General features: G+C 62.9%; 14 protein-coding genes. 1 reads left to right on the forward strand and 13 read right to left on the reverse strand.

Annotated elements, in window-relative coordinates:
• Positions 1 to 37: 37 nt before the first annotated feature.
• Complete coding sequence (gene cobS, locus AC1ROT_RS21045; protein WP_492973026.1) at positions 38 to 889, forward strand: adenosylcobinamide-GDP ribazoletransferase; 852 nt, start codon at positions 38 to 40, stop codon at positions 887 to 889.
• A gap of 61 nt (positions 890 to 950) precedes the next feature.
• Here cobS and AC1ROT_RS21050 read toward each other — a convergent pair whose 3' ends face one another.
• The 13 genes from AC1ROT_RS21050 to AC1ROT_RS21110 form a co-directional block, all read right to left on the reverse strand.
• Positions 951 to 3,035: a sodium-translocating pyrophosphatase gene (locus AC1ROT_RS21050; RefSeq protein WP_492973027.1), complete on the reverse strand. Its 2,085-nt coding sequence runs from the start codon at positions 3,033 to 3,035 to the stop codon at positions 951 to 953.
• 175 nt (positions 3,036 to 3,210) lie between these two features.
• Positions 3,211 to 4,410, reverse strand: a complete 1,200-nt coding sequence (locus AC1ROT_RS21055) for an MFS transporter (protein ID WP_493001459.1) — start codon at positions 4,408 to 4,410, stop codon at positions 3,211 to 3,213.
• 25 nt (positions 4,411 to 4,435) lie between these two features.
• On the reverse strand, positions 4,436 to 4,906 hold the full coding sequence (locus tag AC1ROT_RS21060) for a hypothetical protein (RefSeq protein ID WP_493001461.1): 471 nt from the start codon (positions 4,904 to 4,906) through the stop codon (positions 4,436 to 4,438).
• Between the two features lie 26 nt (positions 4,907 to 4,932).
• Positions 4,933 to 5,928 carry a thiamine-phosphate kinase gene (gene thiL / locus AC1ROT_RS21065; RefSeq protein WP_493001462.1) on the reverse strand — a complete coding sequence of 332 codons (996 nt, stop codon included), beginning with the start codon at positions 5,926 to 5,928 and terminating at the stop codon, positions 4,933 to 4,935.
• 7 nt (positions 5,929 to 5,935) lie between these two features.
• The gene (nusB, locus tag AC1ROT_RS21070; RefSeq protein ID WP_492973031.1) at positions 5,936 to 6,430 is read right to left on the reverse strand and encodes a transcription antitermination factor NusB; all 495 of its coding nucleotides are present in this window, start codon (positions 6,428 to 6,430) and stop codon (positions 5,936 to 5,938) included.
• Positions 6,427 to 6,975 (reverse strand): 6,7-dimethyl-8-ribityllumazine synthase, encoded by a 549-nt coding sequence (locus tag AC1ROT_RS21075; protein ID WP_492973032.1) that lies wholly within the window; start codon positions 6,973 to 6,975, stop codon positions 6,427 to 6,429. Before AC1ROT_RS21075 ends, nusB begins: the two co-directional genes overlap by 4 nt.
• Before the next feature lie 2 nt (positions 6,976 to 6,977).
• Positions 6,978 to 8,099: a 3,4-dihydroxy-2-butanone-4-phosphate synthase gene (ribB, locus tag AC1ROT_RS21080; protein WP_493001464.1), complete on the reverse strand. Its 1,122-nt coding sequence runs from the start codon at positions 8,097 to 8,099 to the stop codon at positions 6,978 to 6,980.
• A 5-nt stretch (positions 8,100 to 8,104) separates the two neighbouring features.
• The gene (locus AC1ROT_RS21085; RefSeq protein ID WP_492973034.1) at positions 8,105 to 8,701 is read right to left on the reverse strand and encodes a riboflavin synthase; all 597 of its coding nucleotides are present in this window, start codon (positions 8,699 to 8,701) and stop codon (positions 8,105 to 8,107) included.
• 9 nt (positions 8,702 to 8,710) lie between these two features.
• Positions 8,711 to 9,829, reverse strand: coding sequence for a bifunctional diaminohydroxyphosphoribosylaminopyrimidine deaminase/5-amino-6-(5-phosphoribosylamino)uracil reductase RibD (ribD, locus tag AC1ROT_RS21090; protein WP_493001466.1), 1,119 nt, complete (start codon positions 9,827 to 9,829; stop codon positions 8,711 to 8,713).
• Positions 9,822 to 10,289: a transcriptional regulator NrdR gene (gene nrdR, locus AC1ROT_RS21095; protein WP_492973036.1), complete on the reverse strand. Its 468-nt coding sequence runs from the start codon at positions 10,287 to 10,289 to the stop codon at positions 9,822 to 9,824. The genes ribD and nrdR overlap by 8 nt, the downstream gene beginning before the upstream one ends.
• 32 nt (positions 10,290 to 10,321) lie before the next feature.
• Positions 10,322 to 11,620, reverse strand: coding sequence for a serine hydroxymethyltransferase (gene glyA / locus AC1ROT_RS21100; RefSeq protein WP_493001468.1), 1,299 nt, complete (start codon positions 11,618 to 11,620; stop codon positions 10,322 to 10,324).
• A gap of 35 nt (positions 11,621 to 11,655) precedes the next feature.
• Entirely contained in the window at positions 11,656 to 12,099 is a 444-nt protein-coding gene (gene rpiB / locus AC1ROT_RS21105; protein ID WP_493001470.1) for a ribose 5-phosphate isomerase B, read from the reverse strand.
• 194 nt (positions 12,100 to 12,293) lie between these two features.
• Positions 12,294 to 13,394, reverse strand: coding sequence for a branched-chain amino acid ABC transporter substrate-binding protein (locus AC1ROT_RS21110; RefSeq protein WP_492973039.1), 1,101 nt, complete (start codon positions 13,392 to 13,394; stop codon positions 12,294 to 12,296).
• Positions 13,395 to 13,431 lie beyond the last annotated feature (37 nt).

Here is a 13,431-nt window from a genome sequence, read left to right on the forward strand (position 1 = left end):
GTGCTATAAGCCACGAAACTCTTAATCGCAACGAACCATGTCTGATCCAGACCCCGCCGCCCCGTCTCAACAACCCAGCAGCCGCCAGCGCTGGTTCGGCGACCTCAGGCTCGCCCTGATGCTGCTCACCCGGCTGCCCATGCCACGCGGCAGTCAGCCGATGGGGACGGATGTCGCACGCGCGGCCTGGATCTTTCCCCTGGTGGGAGTCCTGGTCGGCCTGGGCGGTGGCGTCATCTTCCTGATCGCCAACCGGCTCAGCCTTGGCATCGCCAGTGCCGCCCTGCTGGCGATCGCCTGGCAGGTGCTGGTCACCGGTGCCCTTCACGAAGATGGCCTGGCCGACACGGCCGACGGTTTCGGCGGCGGCCGCGACCGCAACCATAAACTGGCGATCATGCGCGACAGTCGCATCGGCACTTACGGCGTCGTGGCCCTGCTGCTGGCCTTCGGCCTGCGCTTCACAGCGCTGCAGGAGCTGGCGACCAACCTGCTGTCGGTAACCGACGAGATGGACGAGACCGTCAGCCATACCAGTGCCATTATCATTGCACTGGTTACGGCAGGCGCGGTGTCCCGGGCAGCCATGGCCTTTGTCTGGTATGCACTGCCGGCGGCCCGCAGCGATGGACTGGCTGCAACCAGCGGTACCGTCCCGCTGCCGTCGGTGCTGGTTGCCACGGCGATCTCGGCCGCACTGGCCGTCATCCTGCTGCCGGGTTTTGCCTTCGCCTTCGTGCTGGGCGCCGCCACCCTACTGGCGCTGGGCATCGCCCTACTGGCCTGGCGCCAGATCGGCGGCCATACCGGCGATGTGCTCGGGGCCACGCAACAGGTGACCGAGATCGCAGCCCTGCTGGCGATCAGCGCCGTCGCGATGACGGTCTGACGCGGACAAGAAAAAAGGCCGGGTTGCCCCGGCCTTTCTCCTTACCTGTCCGTTGTTGCGATCAGCTATGCGCCAAGATGGCGAGCAGCAGAAGCGCAACGATGTTGGTGATCTTGATCAGCGGATTGACCGCCGGACCGGCCGTATCCTTGTAGGGGTCGCCGACGGTGTCGCCGGTCACGGCTGCCTTGTGGGCATCCGAACCCTTGCCACCATGATGGCCTTCCTCTATGTACTTCTTGGCATTGTCCCAAGCACCGCCGCCTGCCGTCATCGAGATGGCAACGAAGATACCCGTTACGATCACACCCAGCAGCATGGCACCGACAGCGGCAAAGGCCGCGGCCTGGCCGGCAATCAGGTTGATGATGAAGTACAGCACGATCGGGCTGAGCACCGGCAGCAGGCTGGGTACGATCATTTCCTTGATCGCTGCCTTGGTTAGCAGGTCGACAGCCTTGGAGTAATCAGGCTTCGCCGTGCCTTCCATGATGCCGGGGATTTCCTTGAACTGACGCCGCACTTCCACGACGACCGAACCGGCCGCGCGGCCGACCGCCGTCATGCCCATGGCGCCGAACAGATACGGCAGCAAACCGCCGATCAGCAGGCCAACCACGACATACGGGTTGCTCAGGGAGAAGTCGATTGTCACACCCTTGAAGAAGTATTTCAGATCTTCGGTGTAACAGGCGAACAGCACCAGCGAGCCGAAACCGGCCGAACCGATGGCATAGCCCTTGGTCACGGCCTTGGTGGTGTTGCCGACCGCATCGAGTGCATCGGTGGTCTTGCGGACATCCTTCGGAAGATCCGACATTTCGGCAATGCCACCGGCATTGTCGGTCACCGGACCATAGGCATCCAGAGCCACAACCATACCGGCCAGGGCCAGCATGGTCGTCACCGCAATGGCAATGCCGAACAGGCCTGCCAGCATATGGGTGGTGATGATGCCGACGACGATGAACAGCGCCGGTGCAGCCGTCGCCTCCATCGAGATGGCCAGACCCTGGATCACGTTGGTGCCGTGACCCGTGGTCGAAGCCTGCGCGACGCTACGCACCGGACGGAACTCCGTACTGGTGTAGTATTCGGTCGCCCAGACGATGGCTGCCGTCACCAGCAAGCCAATGATGCCGCACCAGAACAGGCTCATACCGGTAAAGGTTGCCGTACCCGCCGTCATCGTCGTCTTCATGCCCAGCATGTAATCGGTGATCGGCCAGAGCGCGATCGCCGACAGAACACCGGTGACGATCAGGCCCTTGTACAGCGCGCCCATGATATTCTGGCTGCTGCCGAGGCGGACAAAGTACGTCCCGATCACCGAGGTGATGATGCAGGCGCCTGCGATCACCAGCGGATAGGCCATGACCTTTGCCATCAGGGCGGCATCGGCGGCGAAGTAGATCGACGCGAGCACCATGGTGGCGACGATGGTCACCGCATAGGTCTCGAACAGATCGGCAGCCATGCCGGCGCAGTCGCCGACATTGTCGCCCACGTTGTCGGCGATCACAGCCGGATTGCGCGGGTCATCTTCCGGGATACCGGCCTCGACCTTGCCGACGAGGTCGGCGCCGACATCAGCGCCCTTGGTGAAGATGCCGCCACCCAGGCGGGCAAAGATCGAGATCAGCGACGAGCCGAAGCCGAGCGCCACCAAGGCGTCGACCATCTCACGAACCGGCGCGCCCATCTTCAGCAGCACGACGTAGTAGATCGCGACGCCGAGCAGCGCGAGACCCACCACCAGCATGCCGGTGACGGCGCCGGACTTGAAGGCGATGCTGAGCGCATGCTCCATGCCCTTGCGCGCGCCTTCGGCCGTGCGCACGTTGGCGCGGACCGATACGTTCATGCCGATATAGCCGGCGGCGCCCGACAGCACGGCGCCGATGATAAAGCCGATGGCGACCTTCAGGCCCAGCGTGAAAGCCAAGATGATCGCAACCACGATGCCGACAATGCCAATGGTGCGATACTGCCGATTGAGGTAGGCGGATGCGCCTTCCTGGATCGCCGCAGCAATTTCCTGCATGCGCGCATTGCCTGCAGATTCAGCCAGCACCGACCGTGAGGTCCAGATGCCGTACAACAACGCCAAACCGCCGCAGGCGATGGCGAACCACAACTCCGTCATGAGCGTTTCCCTTCGTTCCTCAGATTATGTAATCGAGACTTACCCGACCGGGCAGTGCGGCCCGACGGGGTACTGCGACTGCTACCATTATTGGCCCCAGACTCGTGACGGGGCAGACCGGATTCGTTATGCCAGAGAAGCGCTTAAGGCGCAATAAGACATATGTTTCCGCAGGTTATGCCGGCAGGCTGGCGCGGCGCTTCTGCAGCATCAGCCAGATGGCGGCCAGGGCGGCCATCAGAACGAACGGCAGGGCCGACAGGGGCACGAAGTCCCAGCCCCAGTGATACAGCAGTTTGCCCGACCCCAAGGAGGCCAGGGCGACCGTACCGAAGACCAGGAAGTCGTTGAGCGCCTGGGTCTTGTTGCGCTCGGCCGGACGGTAGACCTCGGTCAGCAGGGCGGTGCCACCGATATACATGAAATTCCAGCCCACCCCGAGCAGCAGCAGGGCCAGCTGGAAATGCAGGACCTCAATGCCGCTGAGAGCGATGGCGATGCAGATCACATTGAGCACGGCGCCGGCGATGATGATCCGCAGGGCGCCGAAGCGGGCGATCAGATTGCCGGTGAAGAAACTGGGGAAAAACATGCCGAAGACATGCCACTGGATCACGGTGGCCGCCGCGGCGAAGGGATGCGCGCAAATCTGCATGGCCAGCGGTGTTGCGGTCATCAGCAGGTTCATCACGCCATAGCCGAACATGCCGGCCAGGGCCGCCACCACAAAGGTCGGCTGACGTATGATTTCGGCCAGCGGGCGCCCCTCTTCCCGGATCTCGTTCACGGTCGGCGCCGGGATATTCACCGTCGTCAGGATGGCGAGAACGAAGACCGGCAGAATGGCCGCGGCCAGATACGAAGCGAGAAACAGATGTGGCGAGAGCAATTCGCGGGTGTGCTTGGCGATCTCGGGCCCCAGGAATGCCGCCACCAGGCCGCCGACCATGACCCAGGATATCGCCCGGCTTTTCATCGCCTGCGGCGCGATATCGGCGGCGGCGAAACGATACAGCTGCACAAAGGCGCTGGACCCGCCGAAAATAAAGGTGCCCAGGCAGAAGGTCCAAAAATGGGCCGAATAGAGGCCATAGGCTGCGATCAGCGAGCCAATGATGCCGATCAGACAGCCGATCATGAAGCCCTGCCGGCGCCCGATCCGACGCATCAGCAGCGAAGCCGGAATGGTGGCTGCTGCCGTGCCGCCCACCACGAAGGTGACAGGCAGGGTGGCCAGCGCCTTGTCTTCGACCAGCATATGGCCGACCAGCCCGCCCAGCGTGACCTGCAGCGTCACAGCCGAATTGGCCAGAGCCATACAGGCGGCAAGAATGAAGACGTTCCGCTTGGCAGCGGCCGGCGAGAGAGTGTTCATGAGGAGGCGGACGGGCCGATTCTACTTATTTCAGCTGGCCAATAATATTCAGAAGCAGGACCTGCGTCACCACGCCCTTGCCAAAAACTTCTTCTGTCGGCGTGCGCAGGCGGTCGCGGATATCGAACAGGTCCTTGGCCGTGAACCGTGACGGCACCTCGACCGGATCGCCTTTCAGCAGTTCGCGGATATAGCGATCCCGCAGCAGGTGCATCCTGTCATTGACCAGCGGCACATTATCCGGCGGCACCTCCAGATGCAGGATCACCATGATCTCGCGCGGCTTCTGGCCTTCGGGATGCACATAGACGCTGAACGGCTCCAGGGGAATGAAGGCCGGGCGCTTGACCGGCGCCGGTGGCGGCGGATCGTTCGGATCGGCGGTCGCCTCCTGCTGCGGCTTTGGCGCCAGCACCATGAAATAAACGGCCGCGCCGCCGCCAGCCAGAGTCAGCAGCACCACGACGGCAATAACAATCAGAGCAACCTTGCGCAAATGTCGCCTTCCAGTCGAATCCCCGTCTAGTCTACCCCAGTCCCGAAATGCTGGAAGCCGCCTTGAGCGAGCGTCAGCGGCTGCCCATCCGGGCCCAGCACCGTCACCCCTGCCCCGGCCGTCATGGAGCCGATACGGGTAACCGCCAGTCCGGCTGCCCGGGACAGGCTGCGAATCTGATCTGCGCGGGCCGGCGGCGCCGTAAACAGCAATTCATAGTCGTCGCCACCCGTCAGCACCACCGACAGCAGGTCGGGGTCGTCCAGCACCGCCTGCTTCGTCGCCAGCGACAACGGCACCGCAGCGGCCTCAATCACCGCCTGCAGACCGCTGGCCGCGGCAATATGGCCGGTATCCTGCACAAGGCCGTCGGAGACATCCATGGCAGCATGCACCACACCGCGCATGCTCTGGCCGAAAGCGACGCGCGGTGCCGGCAGATGCAGACGGGAATCGAACACCATCATTGCGGCGGATGAAAACAGTCGGTGATTCAGCTTCACTTCCAGGCCGAGCGCGGCATCGCCAATGCTGCCCGTGACATACAGATCATCGCCGGCCTGCGCGCCGCCACGGCGGATCATGCTGCCAGCCGGCAGATGTCCGAAAGCCGTCACGCTCAGCAGGATGCCGCCGGGACTGCGTACGGTGTCGCCGCCATGCAGCACGATGTCGAACATCTTCTGCTCTTGCGCGAGGCCGGCAACGAAGGAGGACAGCCAGGCCTCGTCCACAGCTGGCAGTCCCAGCACCAGCTGATACCCGAGCGGGACAGCTCCCTTGGCGGCCAGATCGGAGAGGTTTACCCGCAGCAGCTTGCGCGCGATCCGTTCGGCCCCGTCCCGGGCCAGAAAATGAATGCCTTCGACCATGGCGTCGCTGGTCACGACCAATTCCGCACCTTTGGGCACGGCGATCGTCGCGGCATCATCTGTCAGGTTGAAGCTACCGGCGGCGCCACGGCTCAGGGGTGCCAGATATCGGGCAATCAGATCGAATTCGCCGAGGCCCGGCCCGGCCATGCTCGCCTCAGGCCGGGAATTCGCCGGGGCGCAGTTTGCGCGCCACGGCATCGATCACGCCGTTGGCCAGCTTGATCTCGCGTGGACCGAAGAAGGCGCGCACGATACCGATATACTCGTCGATCACGGTGGCAGCAGGAACATCGATACGCGCCAGAATTTCATAGGCCGCACAGCGCAGCGCATCGCGCAGAATGGCTTCCATGCGGTCGAGAGCATCGGCGCGCGGCATGGCGTCCTTGATAATGCCATCGATTTCATCGCCGCGCCGCGATACGCCACGCACGATTTCGGAAAACCAGTCGGCATCCGCCTCGCGCATCTGCACGCCTTCGATCTCTTCGGACTGGCGATGCGTTTTGAAGTCGACGATCACCGCTTCCGGATTGCCGCCGCCGAACTCGATCTCGTAGAGGGCCTGCACCGCGAACAGTCGCGCGACCGACCGGCGGCCGGCAGGTCGGTCGTTGCGTGTTCCCCGGCGCTGCCCGCCCTCGCTCATACCGAGAACAGCTGCTTCAGGCCGATCATGGCGACCGCCGCCAGAGCGGCCTGGCCACCCTTGTCCTGACGGTCCTTGCGGGCGCGATCCCAGGCCTGCTCTTCGTTTTCAACCGTGATGATGCCATTGCCGATGCAGAGCTGATGCTCGATGGCGAGCTGCTGCAGGCCCCGGGCGCTTTCATTGACGACCACGTCGAAATGCGCGGTCTCGCCACGGATGACGCAGCCCAGCGCCACGTAACCGTCATAGGCGCGTTCGCCCTTGCGGTTCATGGCGAAGCGGATCGCTGCCGGCAGTTCCAGTGCACCCGGGACATCGATCCGGTCGTATTCGAAATCAGAGGCCTCGATGATTGCCTTGGCGCCCTCGAACAGGGCATCGGCAATATCCTCATAGAAGCGCGCCTCGACGATCAAAACCCGCGGCTTGCGGATTTCAAGCGTCAGGTCCCCCATCATCTGGGTCTTGCTCTTCGAGAAGGTCTGCGTCTTGGCAGACTTCTTCTTCACTGCCTTTTTCGCAGCCGGCTTACGCGCCACCATATTCAGATCTCCCTGCCAGTCTTGATGCGGCGGGTTTCGACAACCGAGAGGCCGTAACCTTCCAGTCCGACAATGGTGCGTTCCGTATTGGATAGAACGATCATGTCTTTCACCCCCAGATCGATCAGGATCTGTGCCCCGATGCCATAATCCCGGAGTTGCGCTGAATTTTCAACTGCTTCCCCCATCTTCTGGCGAACCTTGTCGGACAGAGCCGTCGGCCGGGGTTCGCGGATCAGCACCACCACACCACGATCCGCCTCGCCGATCATCTGCATGGCGCCATGCAGCAGCCCCGAGCGGGCACCATGATCGCCAAGCACGTCTTCCAGCACATTCATGGCATGCATGCGCACGAGGACCGGCTTGCCATCGCTGACATCGCCTTTCACCAGGGCAATATGCTCGGCATATTCCACCCGGTTGCGATAGACCAGCATGCGGAACTTGCCGCCCCAGACGCTGTCGATCTCGCCCTCGACCACCTTCTGGATCAGGTTGTCATGGCGGCGACGATAGGCGATCAGATCGGCGATGGTCCCGATCTTCAGATTGTGGTGCTGGGCGAACGAGACCAGATCCGGCAAGCGCGCCATGGTGCCGTCGTCATTCATGATCTCGCAGATCACGCCCGAGGGATTGAGGCCGGCCAGCCGGGCGATATCGACGCCGGCTTCGGTATGGCCGGCGCGCACCAGCGTACCGCCATCCCGCGCCATCAGCGGGAAGATGTGCCCCGGCACAGCGATATCCTGGGGGCCCTTGCCGGGATCAATGGCAACCGCGATGGTCTGCGCACGGTCAGCCGCCGAGATGCCGGTGGTGACGCCCTCGCGCGCTTCAATAGAAACCGTGAAGGCCGTCTGATGTCGCGAGGCATTGTTCTGCGCCATCAGCGGCAGACCCAGCTGTTCGATGCGCTGGCGGGTCAGAGTCAGGCAGATCAGGCCCCGGCCGTATTTGGCCATGAAGTTGATGGCGGCGGCATCGGCCATTTCTGCGGGGATATAAAGATCGCCTTCGTTCTCGCGATCCTCCTCATCGACCAGGATCACCATGCGGCCCTGGCGGGCCTCTTCAATGATGTCTTCCGAAGAGGTGATATAGCGCTTGATATCGTCCATGCTGTTCACGACGCCTTACCCCATTGCTGCAGTCGCGCCACGTAGCGCGCCAGCACATCGATTTCCAGATTGACCTTGTCGCCGGCTTTCAGCTTGCCAAGCGTGGTGACCTGCTGGGTATGCGGGATCAGGTTCACGCCGAAGACTGCCCCTTCGACGCCATTTACGGTCAGCGAGGCGCCGTCGATGGTGATAGAACCCTTCTCGGCGATGAAGCCGGCCAGGCCATCCGGCGCCCGAAAATCGATGCGCAGGGATTCGCCTTCCGGCCGAACTGACGTGACATCGCCAACACCGTCGATATGGCCCGAAACGATGTGGCCGCCCAGTTCGTCACCGACTTTCAGGCTGCGTTCCAGATTTACCGGCGCACCATCGCGCCAGTTGCCAAGCGTGGTGCGCGACAGGGTTTCGGCCGAGACATCCACGGCGAACCAGTCGGCTGCCTTCTGAACCACGGTCAGGCAGACACCGGCGCAGGCAATCGAGGCCCCGATGGCGATCGTGCCGGTGTCGTAGACGGTGCGGATGCGGAAATGGGTATCGCCGCGGGTTTCGCGGGCGATGACGGTGCCGATATCGGTGATGATGCCAGTAAACATGACCCTGTTTTAGTTGGGGCGGACGAAGGTTTCCAGCAGGTCGTCACCCAGAATATCGGCCCGGACCCGCTGCCAGCGTGGCGCTTCCGCTACGGTATCGATGCCGAAACCGGCAATCGCCGGCAATCCGTCCCCGCCAATCACGCTGGGGGCCCGGAACCAGATCATACGGTCGACCAGATCGGCCCGGATCAGGCTGGCAGCCAGCTTGCCGCCGCCTTCGACCAGGATGCGGGTAATCCCGCGCTCGCCCAGCATGGTCAGGGCCGGCGTCAGATCGGGAAAACCGGCGCTGTCGGCCGGGACGGCCAAGACGTCCACACCGCAATCCTCAAACGCTTCGCGACGGGTCGGATCGGCATCCTCACGGGTCACGATCCAGGTCGGCACCTGCTTTGCCGTCGTCACCACCTTGGCGGTCAGGCTGAGCCGCAACCGGCCATCCAGGATGACACGAATACCAGGGCGCCTGGGCAGGCCCGGCAGCCGGCAGGTCAGATCCGGATCATCCTGCAGGGCGGTATTACTGCCGACCATAATGGCATCGTGCTGCGCCCGCAGCAGATGCGCGCGCATGCGCGCCACCGGACTGGTGATCCATTTGCTGTCGCCGCTATGCGTGCCAATCCGTCCATCCAGACTGACCGCCAGCTTCAGGGTCACGGCCGGCCGGCCGCGCTCGCGATGGATCAGGAAACCGGCATTGAGATCTGACGCGGCCTCGGCAAGACAGCCGAGATCGACCTGGACTCCGGCCTCGCGCAGGGCGGCAATCCCGCGGCCGGCAACGCGACTGTCGGGGTCTTCCAGCGCAGCGACGCAGCGCACAATTCCGGCAGCGGACAATGCATCGGCACAGGGTGGCGTGCGACCATGATGGCTGCAGGGTTCAAGCGTGACGTAAGCGGTGGCACCGCGCGCCGCGTCTCCGGCCTGCAACAGAGCCTGAGTTTCAGCATGAGGTCGGCCGCCAACCTGCGTCCAGCCGCGTCCGACGATGCGGCCATCCTTCACCAAAACACAGCCGACCGCAGGATTGGGCCAGGTATTGCCCAGCCCGCGCGCCGCCAGCCCCAGCGCGATGCGCATGTAGCGCTCGTCGCGGGCGGCGGCAGCCCTGTCAGTCATCGTCGCTGCCCGGTCCGGCGAGCGATCCGATGAATTCCTCGAAATCCTTGGCTTCGCGGAAGTTACGATAGACCGAGGCGAAGCGGACATAGGCGACCTTGTCCAGTGCCGCCAGGCCGTCCATCACCAGCTCGCCGATCATGTCCGACTTGATCTCGGTCTCTCCCGAGCTTTCCAGTCGACGGACAATGCCGTTGATCAAACGCTCGATGCGATCGGGATCGATCGGCCGCTTGCGGGTGGCGATCATGATCGAGCGAGCAAGCTTGTCACGGTCAAACGGCGCCTTCAGGCCGTTCTTCTTGATCACAGTCAGCTCACGCAACTGAATGCGTTCGAATGTCGTGAAACGCGCACCGCAATTCGGGCAGAAGCGACGACGACGGATCGCCGAATTGTCTTCGGTCGGTCGTGAGTCCTTCACCTGGGTGTCGTCATTGCCGCAAAACGGACAACGCATTGTTCGGTTTCCCCCGCCCTAAACTGGCTTGATCAGTAGATCGGGAAGCGGGTGCAGAGCGCCGCCACCTTCTCAGCCACAGCCTTTTCCACATCGGAATTATCATTGGTTTGCTTGGCAAGGCCATCCAGCACATCGGCAATCAGGTTGCCGATCTGGCGAAATTCGGCCACACCGAAGCCACGCGTGGTGCCAGCCGGGCTGCCCACGCGGATACCCGACGTCACCGTCGGCTTCTCGGTGTCGAACGGTACGCCGTTCTTGTTGGTGGTGATCCGGGCGCGCTCCAGACTTTCGACGCAGACATTGCCCTTCAGGCCCTTCGACCGCAGGTCGATCAGCATCAGGTGATTATCGGTGCCGCCGGACACGAGGTCGTAACCGCGCTCCTGCAGCGCCGACGCCATCGCCTTGGCGTTATCGACCACAGCCTGGGCATAGGACTTGAACTCCGGGGTCAGCGCTTCGCCGAAAGCCACGGCCTTGGCGGCGATCACATGCATCAGCGGGCCACCCTGCAGGCCGGGGAAAACGGCCGAGTTGATCTTCTTGGCCAGCGCCTCGTCATTGGTCAGCACCATGCCACCGCGCGGACCACGCAGGGTCTTGTGCGTGGTGGTGGTGGCGAAATGCGCATGCGGGAACGGGTTCGGATGCGTGCCACCCGCGACCAGGCCGGCGAAATGCGCCATGTCGACCATGAACAGCGCGCCGATGCTGTCGGCGATTTCGCGGAAACGGGCAAAGTCCCAGAAGCGCGGATAGGCCGAGCCGCCGGCGATGATCAGCTTCGGCTTGTGCTCCTGCGCCAGCCTGGCCACCTGGTCCATGTCGATGCGCTGGTCTTCCTTGCGCACGGTATAGCTGACCACGTTGAACCACTTGCCGGACTGGTTGGCCGCGGCGCCGTGGGTGAGATGGCCGCCGGCGGCGAGGTCGAGACCCATGAAGGTGTCGCCTGGCTTCAGCACGGCCATGAACACGGCCTGGTTCGCCTGCGCGCCAGAATGCGGCTGCACATTGGCGAAGTTGCAGCCGAACAGCTGCTTGGCACGCTCGATGGCCAAGGTCTCGGCAACATCGACGAATTCGCAGCCGTTGTAATAACGCTTGCCCGGATAACCCTCGGCATACTTGTTGGTCATCACCGAGCCCTGCGCTTCGAGCACCGCACGGCTGACAATGTTCTCCGAGGCAATCAGCTCGATCTGTGTCTGCTGGCGCTCAAGCTCGTCAGTCACCGACTTGTAGAGAGCCGGATCGGCCTCCTGCAGGCTGCGCTGGAAAAAGCCGGCATGGGTGACGGTGGGCTTGGCGGCGGTGCTGGACATCGGCTTACTCCGGATTTCTGGGCGTCTGAATGGGATTAGGCAGCGGTACCGAGCTTGTCGACGCGGCGCTGGTGCCGGCCACCTTCGAAGCCGGTCTCAAGAAACGCTTTCAGGCAATCGCGCGCCGTATCGGGGCCGATGAGGCGGGCGCCGAGCGCCAGAACATTCGCGTCATTGTGCTGGCGCGACAGGCGCGCCATCAGGCTGTCGCTGCACAGGGCCGCACGACAGCCGGGAATACGGTTGGCTGCAATCGAGATGCCGATACCACTGCCACAGACGGCAACCCCGAACTGGGCCTGCCCCCCGGCGACGGTCTCGCCCAGCTTACGGCCGAAATCGGGATAATCGACACTGTCGGAAGAATTGGTGCCGAGGTCGAGCACACTATAACCCTGGGCCTTAAGCTCATCGCGCAGCAGGTTTTTCAATTCAAAACCGGCATGATCGGCGGCAAGAGCGACCGTGGGCTTGGACATGGGCAGCACACCTCGGGGAAGACGGGCCGGACCCTACAATATCCGGTGGCTGGTGCCAACCCTACCACCAAGGGAAATGCTTAAGCTGCCGGCGGGATTAGGTCGGCACAAACAAGAACAAATGCTGAATTTCCGGCAAAAAAGAAGGCCCGGCGCTCGCACGCCGGGCCCTCCTGCCTCTCAAATGAAGAGGCTCAGTTCACGTAGTCGTAGGAGCCGTTCTTCCAAACATAGACCTTGTAGGCCGGCGAGGTGGTGTCGCCCTTGGCGTCAAACGAGATTTCGTTCAGCACGGTGCTGAACTTGCCCGCCCGCATCGCCTTTTCGACGTCAGCCGTCTTCACCGACTTCGCCGTCGTGGACGCCTGGGCCCAGACCTGCACGGCAGCATAGGTGTACAGAGTGTAGCCTTCCGGGTCGTAGCCCTGCGCCTTGAACTTGTCGACCAGCGGCTTGGCCACCGGGTTCTTGCGCGGATCGGCGTCGAAGGTCATCAGCGAGCCCTCACCGGCCGGGCCCGAGATCGCCCAGAACTGCTTGTCGACCAGGGCGTCGCCACCCATGAGCGGGGCATTCAGGCCCTGCTCCTTGGCCTGGCGCACGATCAGGCCGCCTTCCGGATGATAGCCACCGAGATAGATCAGCTCGACGCCGGCCTGCTTCATCTTCGAGATCAGAGCCGAGTAATCCTTTTCGCCGGGCGAGATCGCCTCATACATGGCTTCGGTCACGCCCTTGCTGTTCAGGCGCTTCTTGGTCTCGTCGGCCAGGCCTTTGCCGTAGGCGGTCTTGTCATGGATGATGGCAACCTTCTTGCCCTTGAACTTGTCCATGATGTAGTCGCCAGCGACGATGCCCTGCTGGTCATCGCGGCCGCAGACGCGGAAGACGTTGGTGTACTTGCGCTCGGTGAAGGTCGGGTTGGTCGAGGCCGGTGTGATCTGCAGGATACCCTCTTCCTTGTAGACATCCGAAGCCGGGATCGAAGAACCCGAGCAGAAATGGCCGATCACGACAGCGACCTTTTCCTGCGCCGCGCGGTTCGCAACCGCAACGGCCTGTTTCGGGTCGCACTGGTCATCGCCGATGACCAGCTGAATCTTCTGGCCATTGACGCCACCGGCGGCGTTGAGATCGGCAACCGCCATCTCGGCGCCGCGCTTCATCTGTTCGCCGAAGCTGGCGAGCTGGCCGGTGATCGGGCCATTCAGCGCGATCTTGATCTGGGCCGAGGCGGCGCCGGCAAACATGCCGACCGCAGCAACAACAGCCAAACCAGTCATAAGTTTACGCATGATATCCTCTCCCTGTTTTGAAACGCTGGATGAAAGT

The sequence above is a fragment of the Ferrovibrio sp. GW821-FHT12E11 genome (assembly GCF_058806975.1).

What these genes read in the sequence shown, in the direction of transcription:
- cobS (WP_492973026.1), top strand. Translation starts at nt 38, where the DNA reads ATGTCTGATCCAGACCCCGCCGCCCCGTCTCAACAACCCAGCAGCCGC.
- AC1ROT_RS21050 (WP_492973027.1), bottom strand. Translation starts at nt 3,035, where the DNA reads ATGACGGAGTTGTGGTTCGCCATCGCCTGCGGCGGTTTGGCGTTGTTG.
- ribB (WP_493001464.1), bottom strand. Translation starts at nt 8,099, where the DNA reads ATGGACGATATCAAGCGCTATATCACCTCTTCGGAAGACATCATTGAA.
- AC1ROT_RS21075 (WP_492973032.1), bottom strand. Translation starts at nt 6,975, where the DNA reads ATGGTGGCGCGTAAGCCGGCTGCGAAAAAGGCAGTGAAGAAGAAGTCT.
- rpiB (WP_493001470.1), bottom strand. Translation starts at nt 12,099, where the DNA reads ATGTCCAAGCCCACGGTCGCTCTTGCCGCCGATCATGCCGGTTTTGAA.
- AC1ROT_RS21085 (WP_492973034.1), bottom strand. Translation starts at nt 8,701, where the DNA reads ATGTTTACTGGCATCATCACCGATATCGGCACCGTCATCGCCCGCGAA.
- AC1ROT_RS21055 (WP_493001459.1), bottom strand. Translation starts at nt 4,410, where the DNA reads ATGAACACTCTCTCGCCGGCCGCTGCCAAGCGGAACGTCTTCATTCTT.
- ribD (WP_493001466.1), bottom strand. Translation starts at nt 9,829, where the DNA reads ATGACTGACAGGGCTGCCGCCGCCCGCGACGAGCGCTACATGCGCATC.
- thiL (WP_493001462.1), bottom strand. Translation starts at nt 5,928, where the DNA reads ATGGCCGGGCCGGGCCTCGGCGAATTCGATCTGATTGCCCGATATCTG.
- nusB (WP_492973031.1), bottom strand. Translation starts at nt 6,430, where the DNA reads ATGAGCGAGGGCGGGCAGCGCCGGGGAACACGCAACGACCGACCTGCC.
- nrdR (WP_492973036.1), bottom strand. Translation starts at nt 10,289, where the DNA reads ATGCGTTGTCCGTTTTGCGGCAATGACGACACCCAGGTGAAGGACTCA.
- AC1ROT_RS21110 (WP_492973039.1), bottom strand. Translation starts at nt 13,394, where the DNA reads ATGCGTAAACTTATGACTGGTTTGGCTGTTGTTGCTGCGGTCGGCATG.
- glyA (WP_493001468.1), bottom strand. Translation starts at nt 11,620, where the DNA reads ATGTCCAGCACCGCCGCCAAGCCCACCGTCACCCATGCCGGCTTTTTC.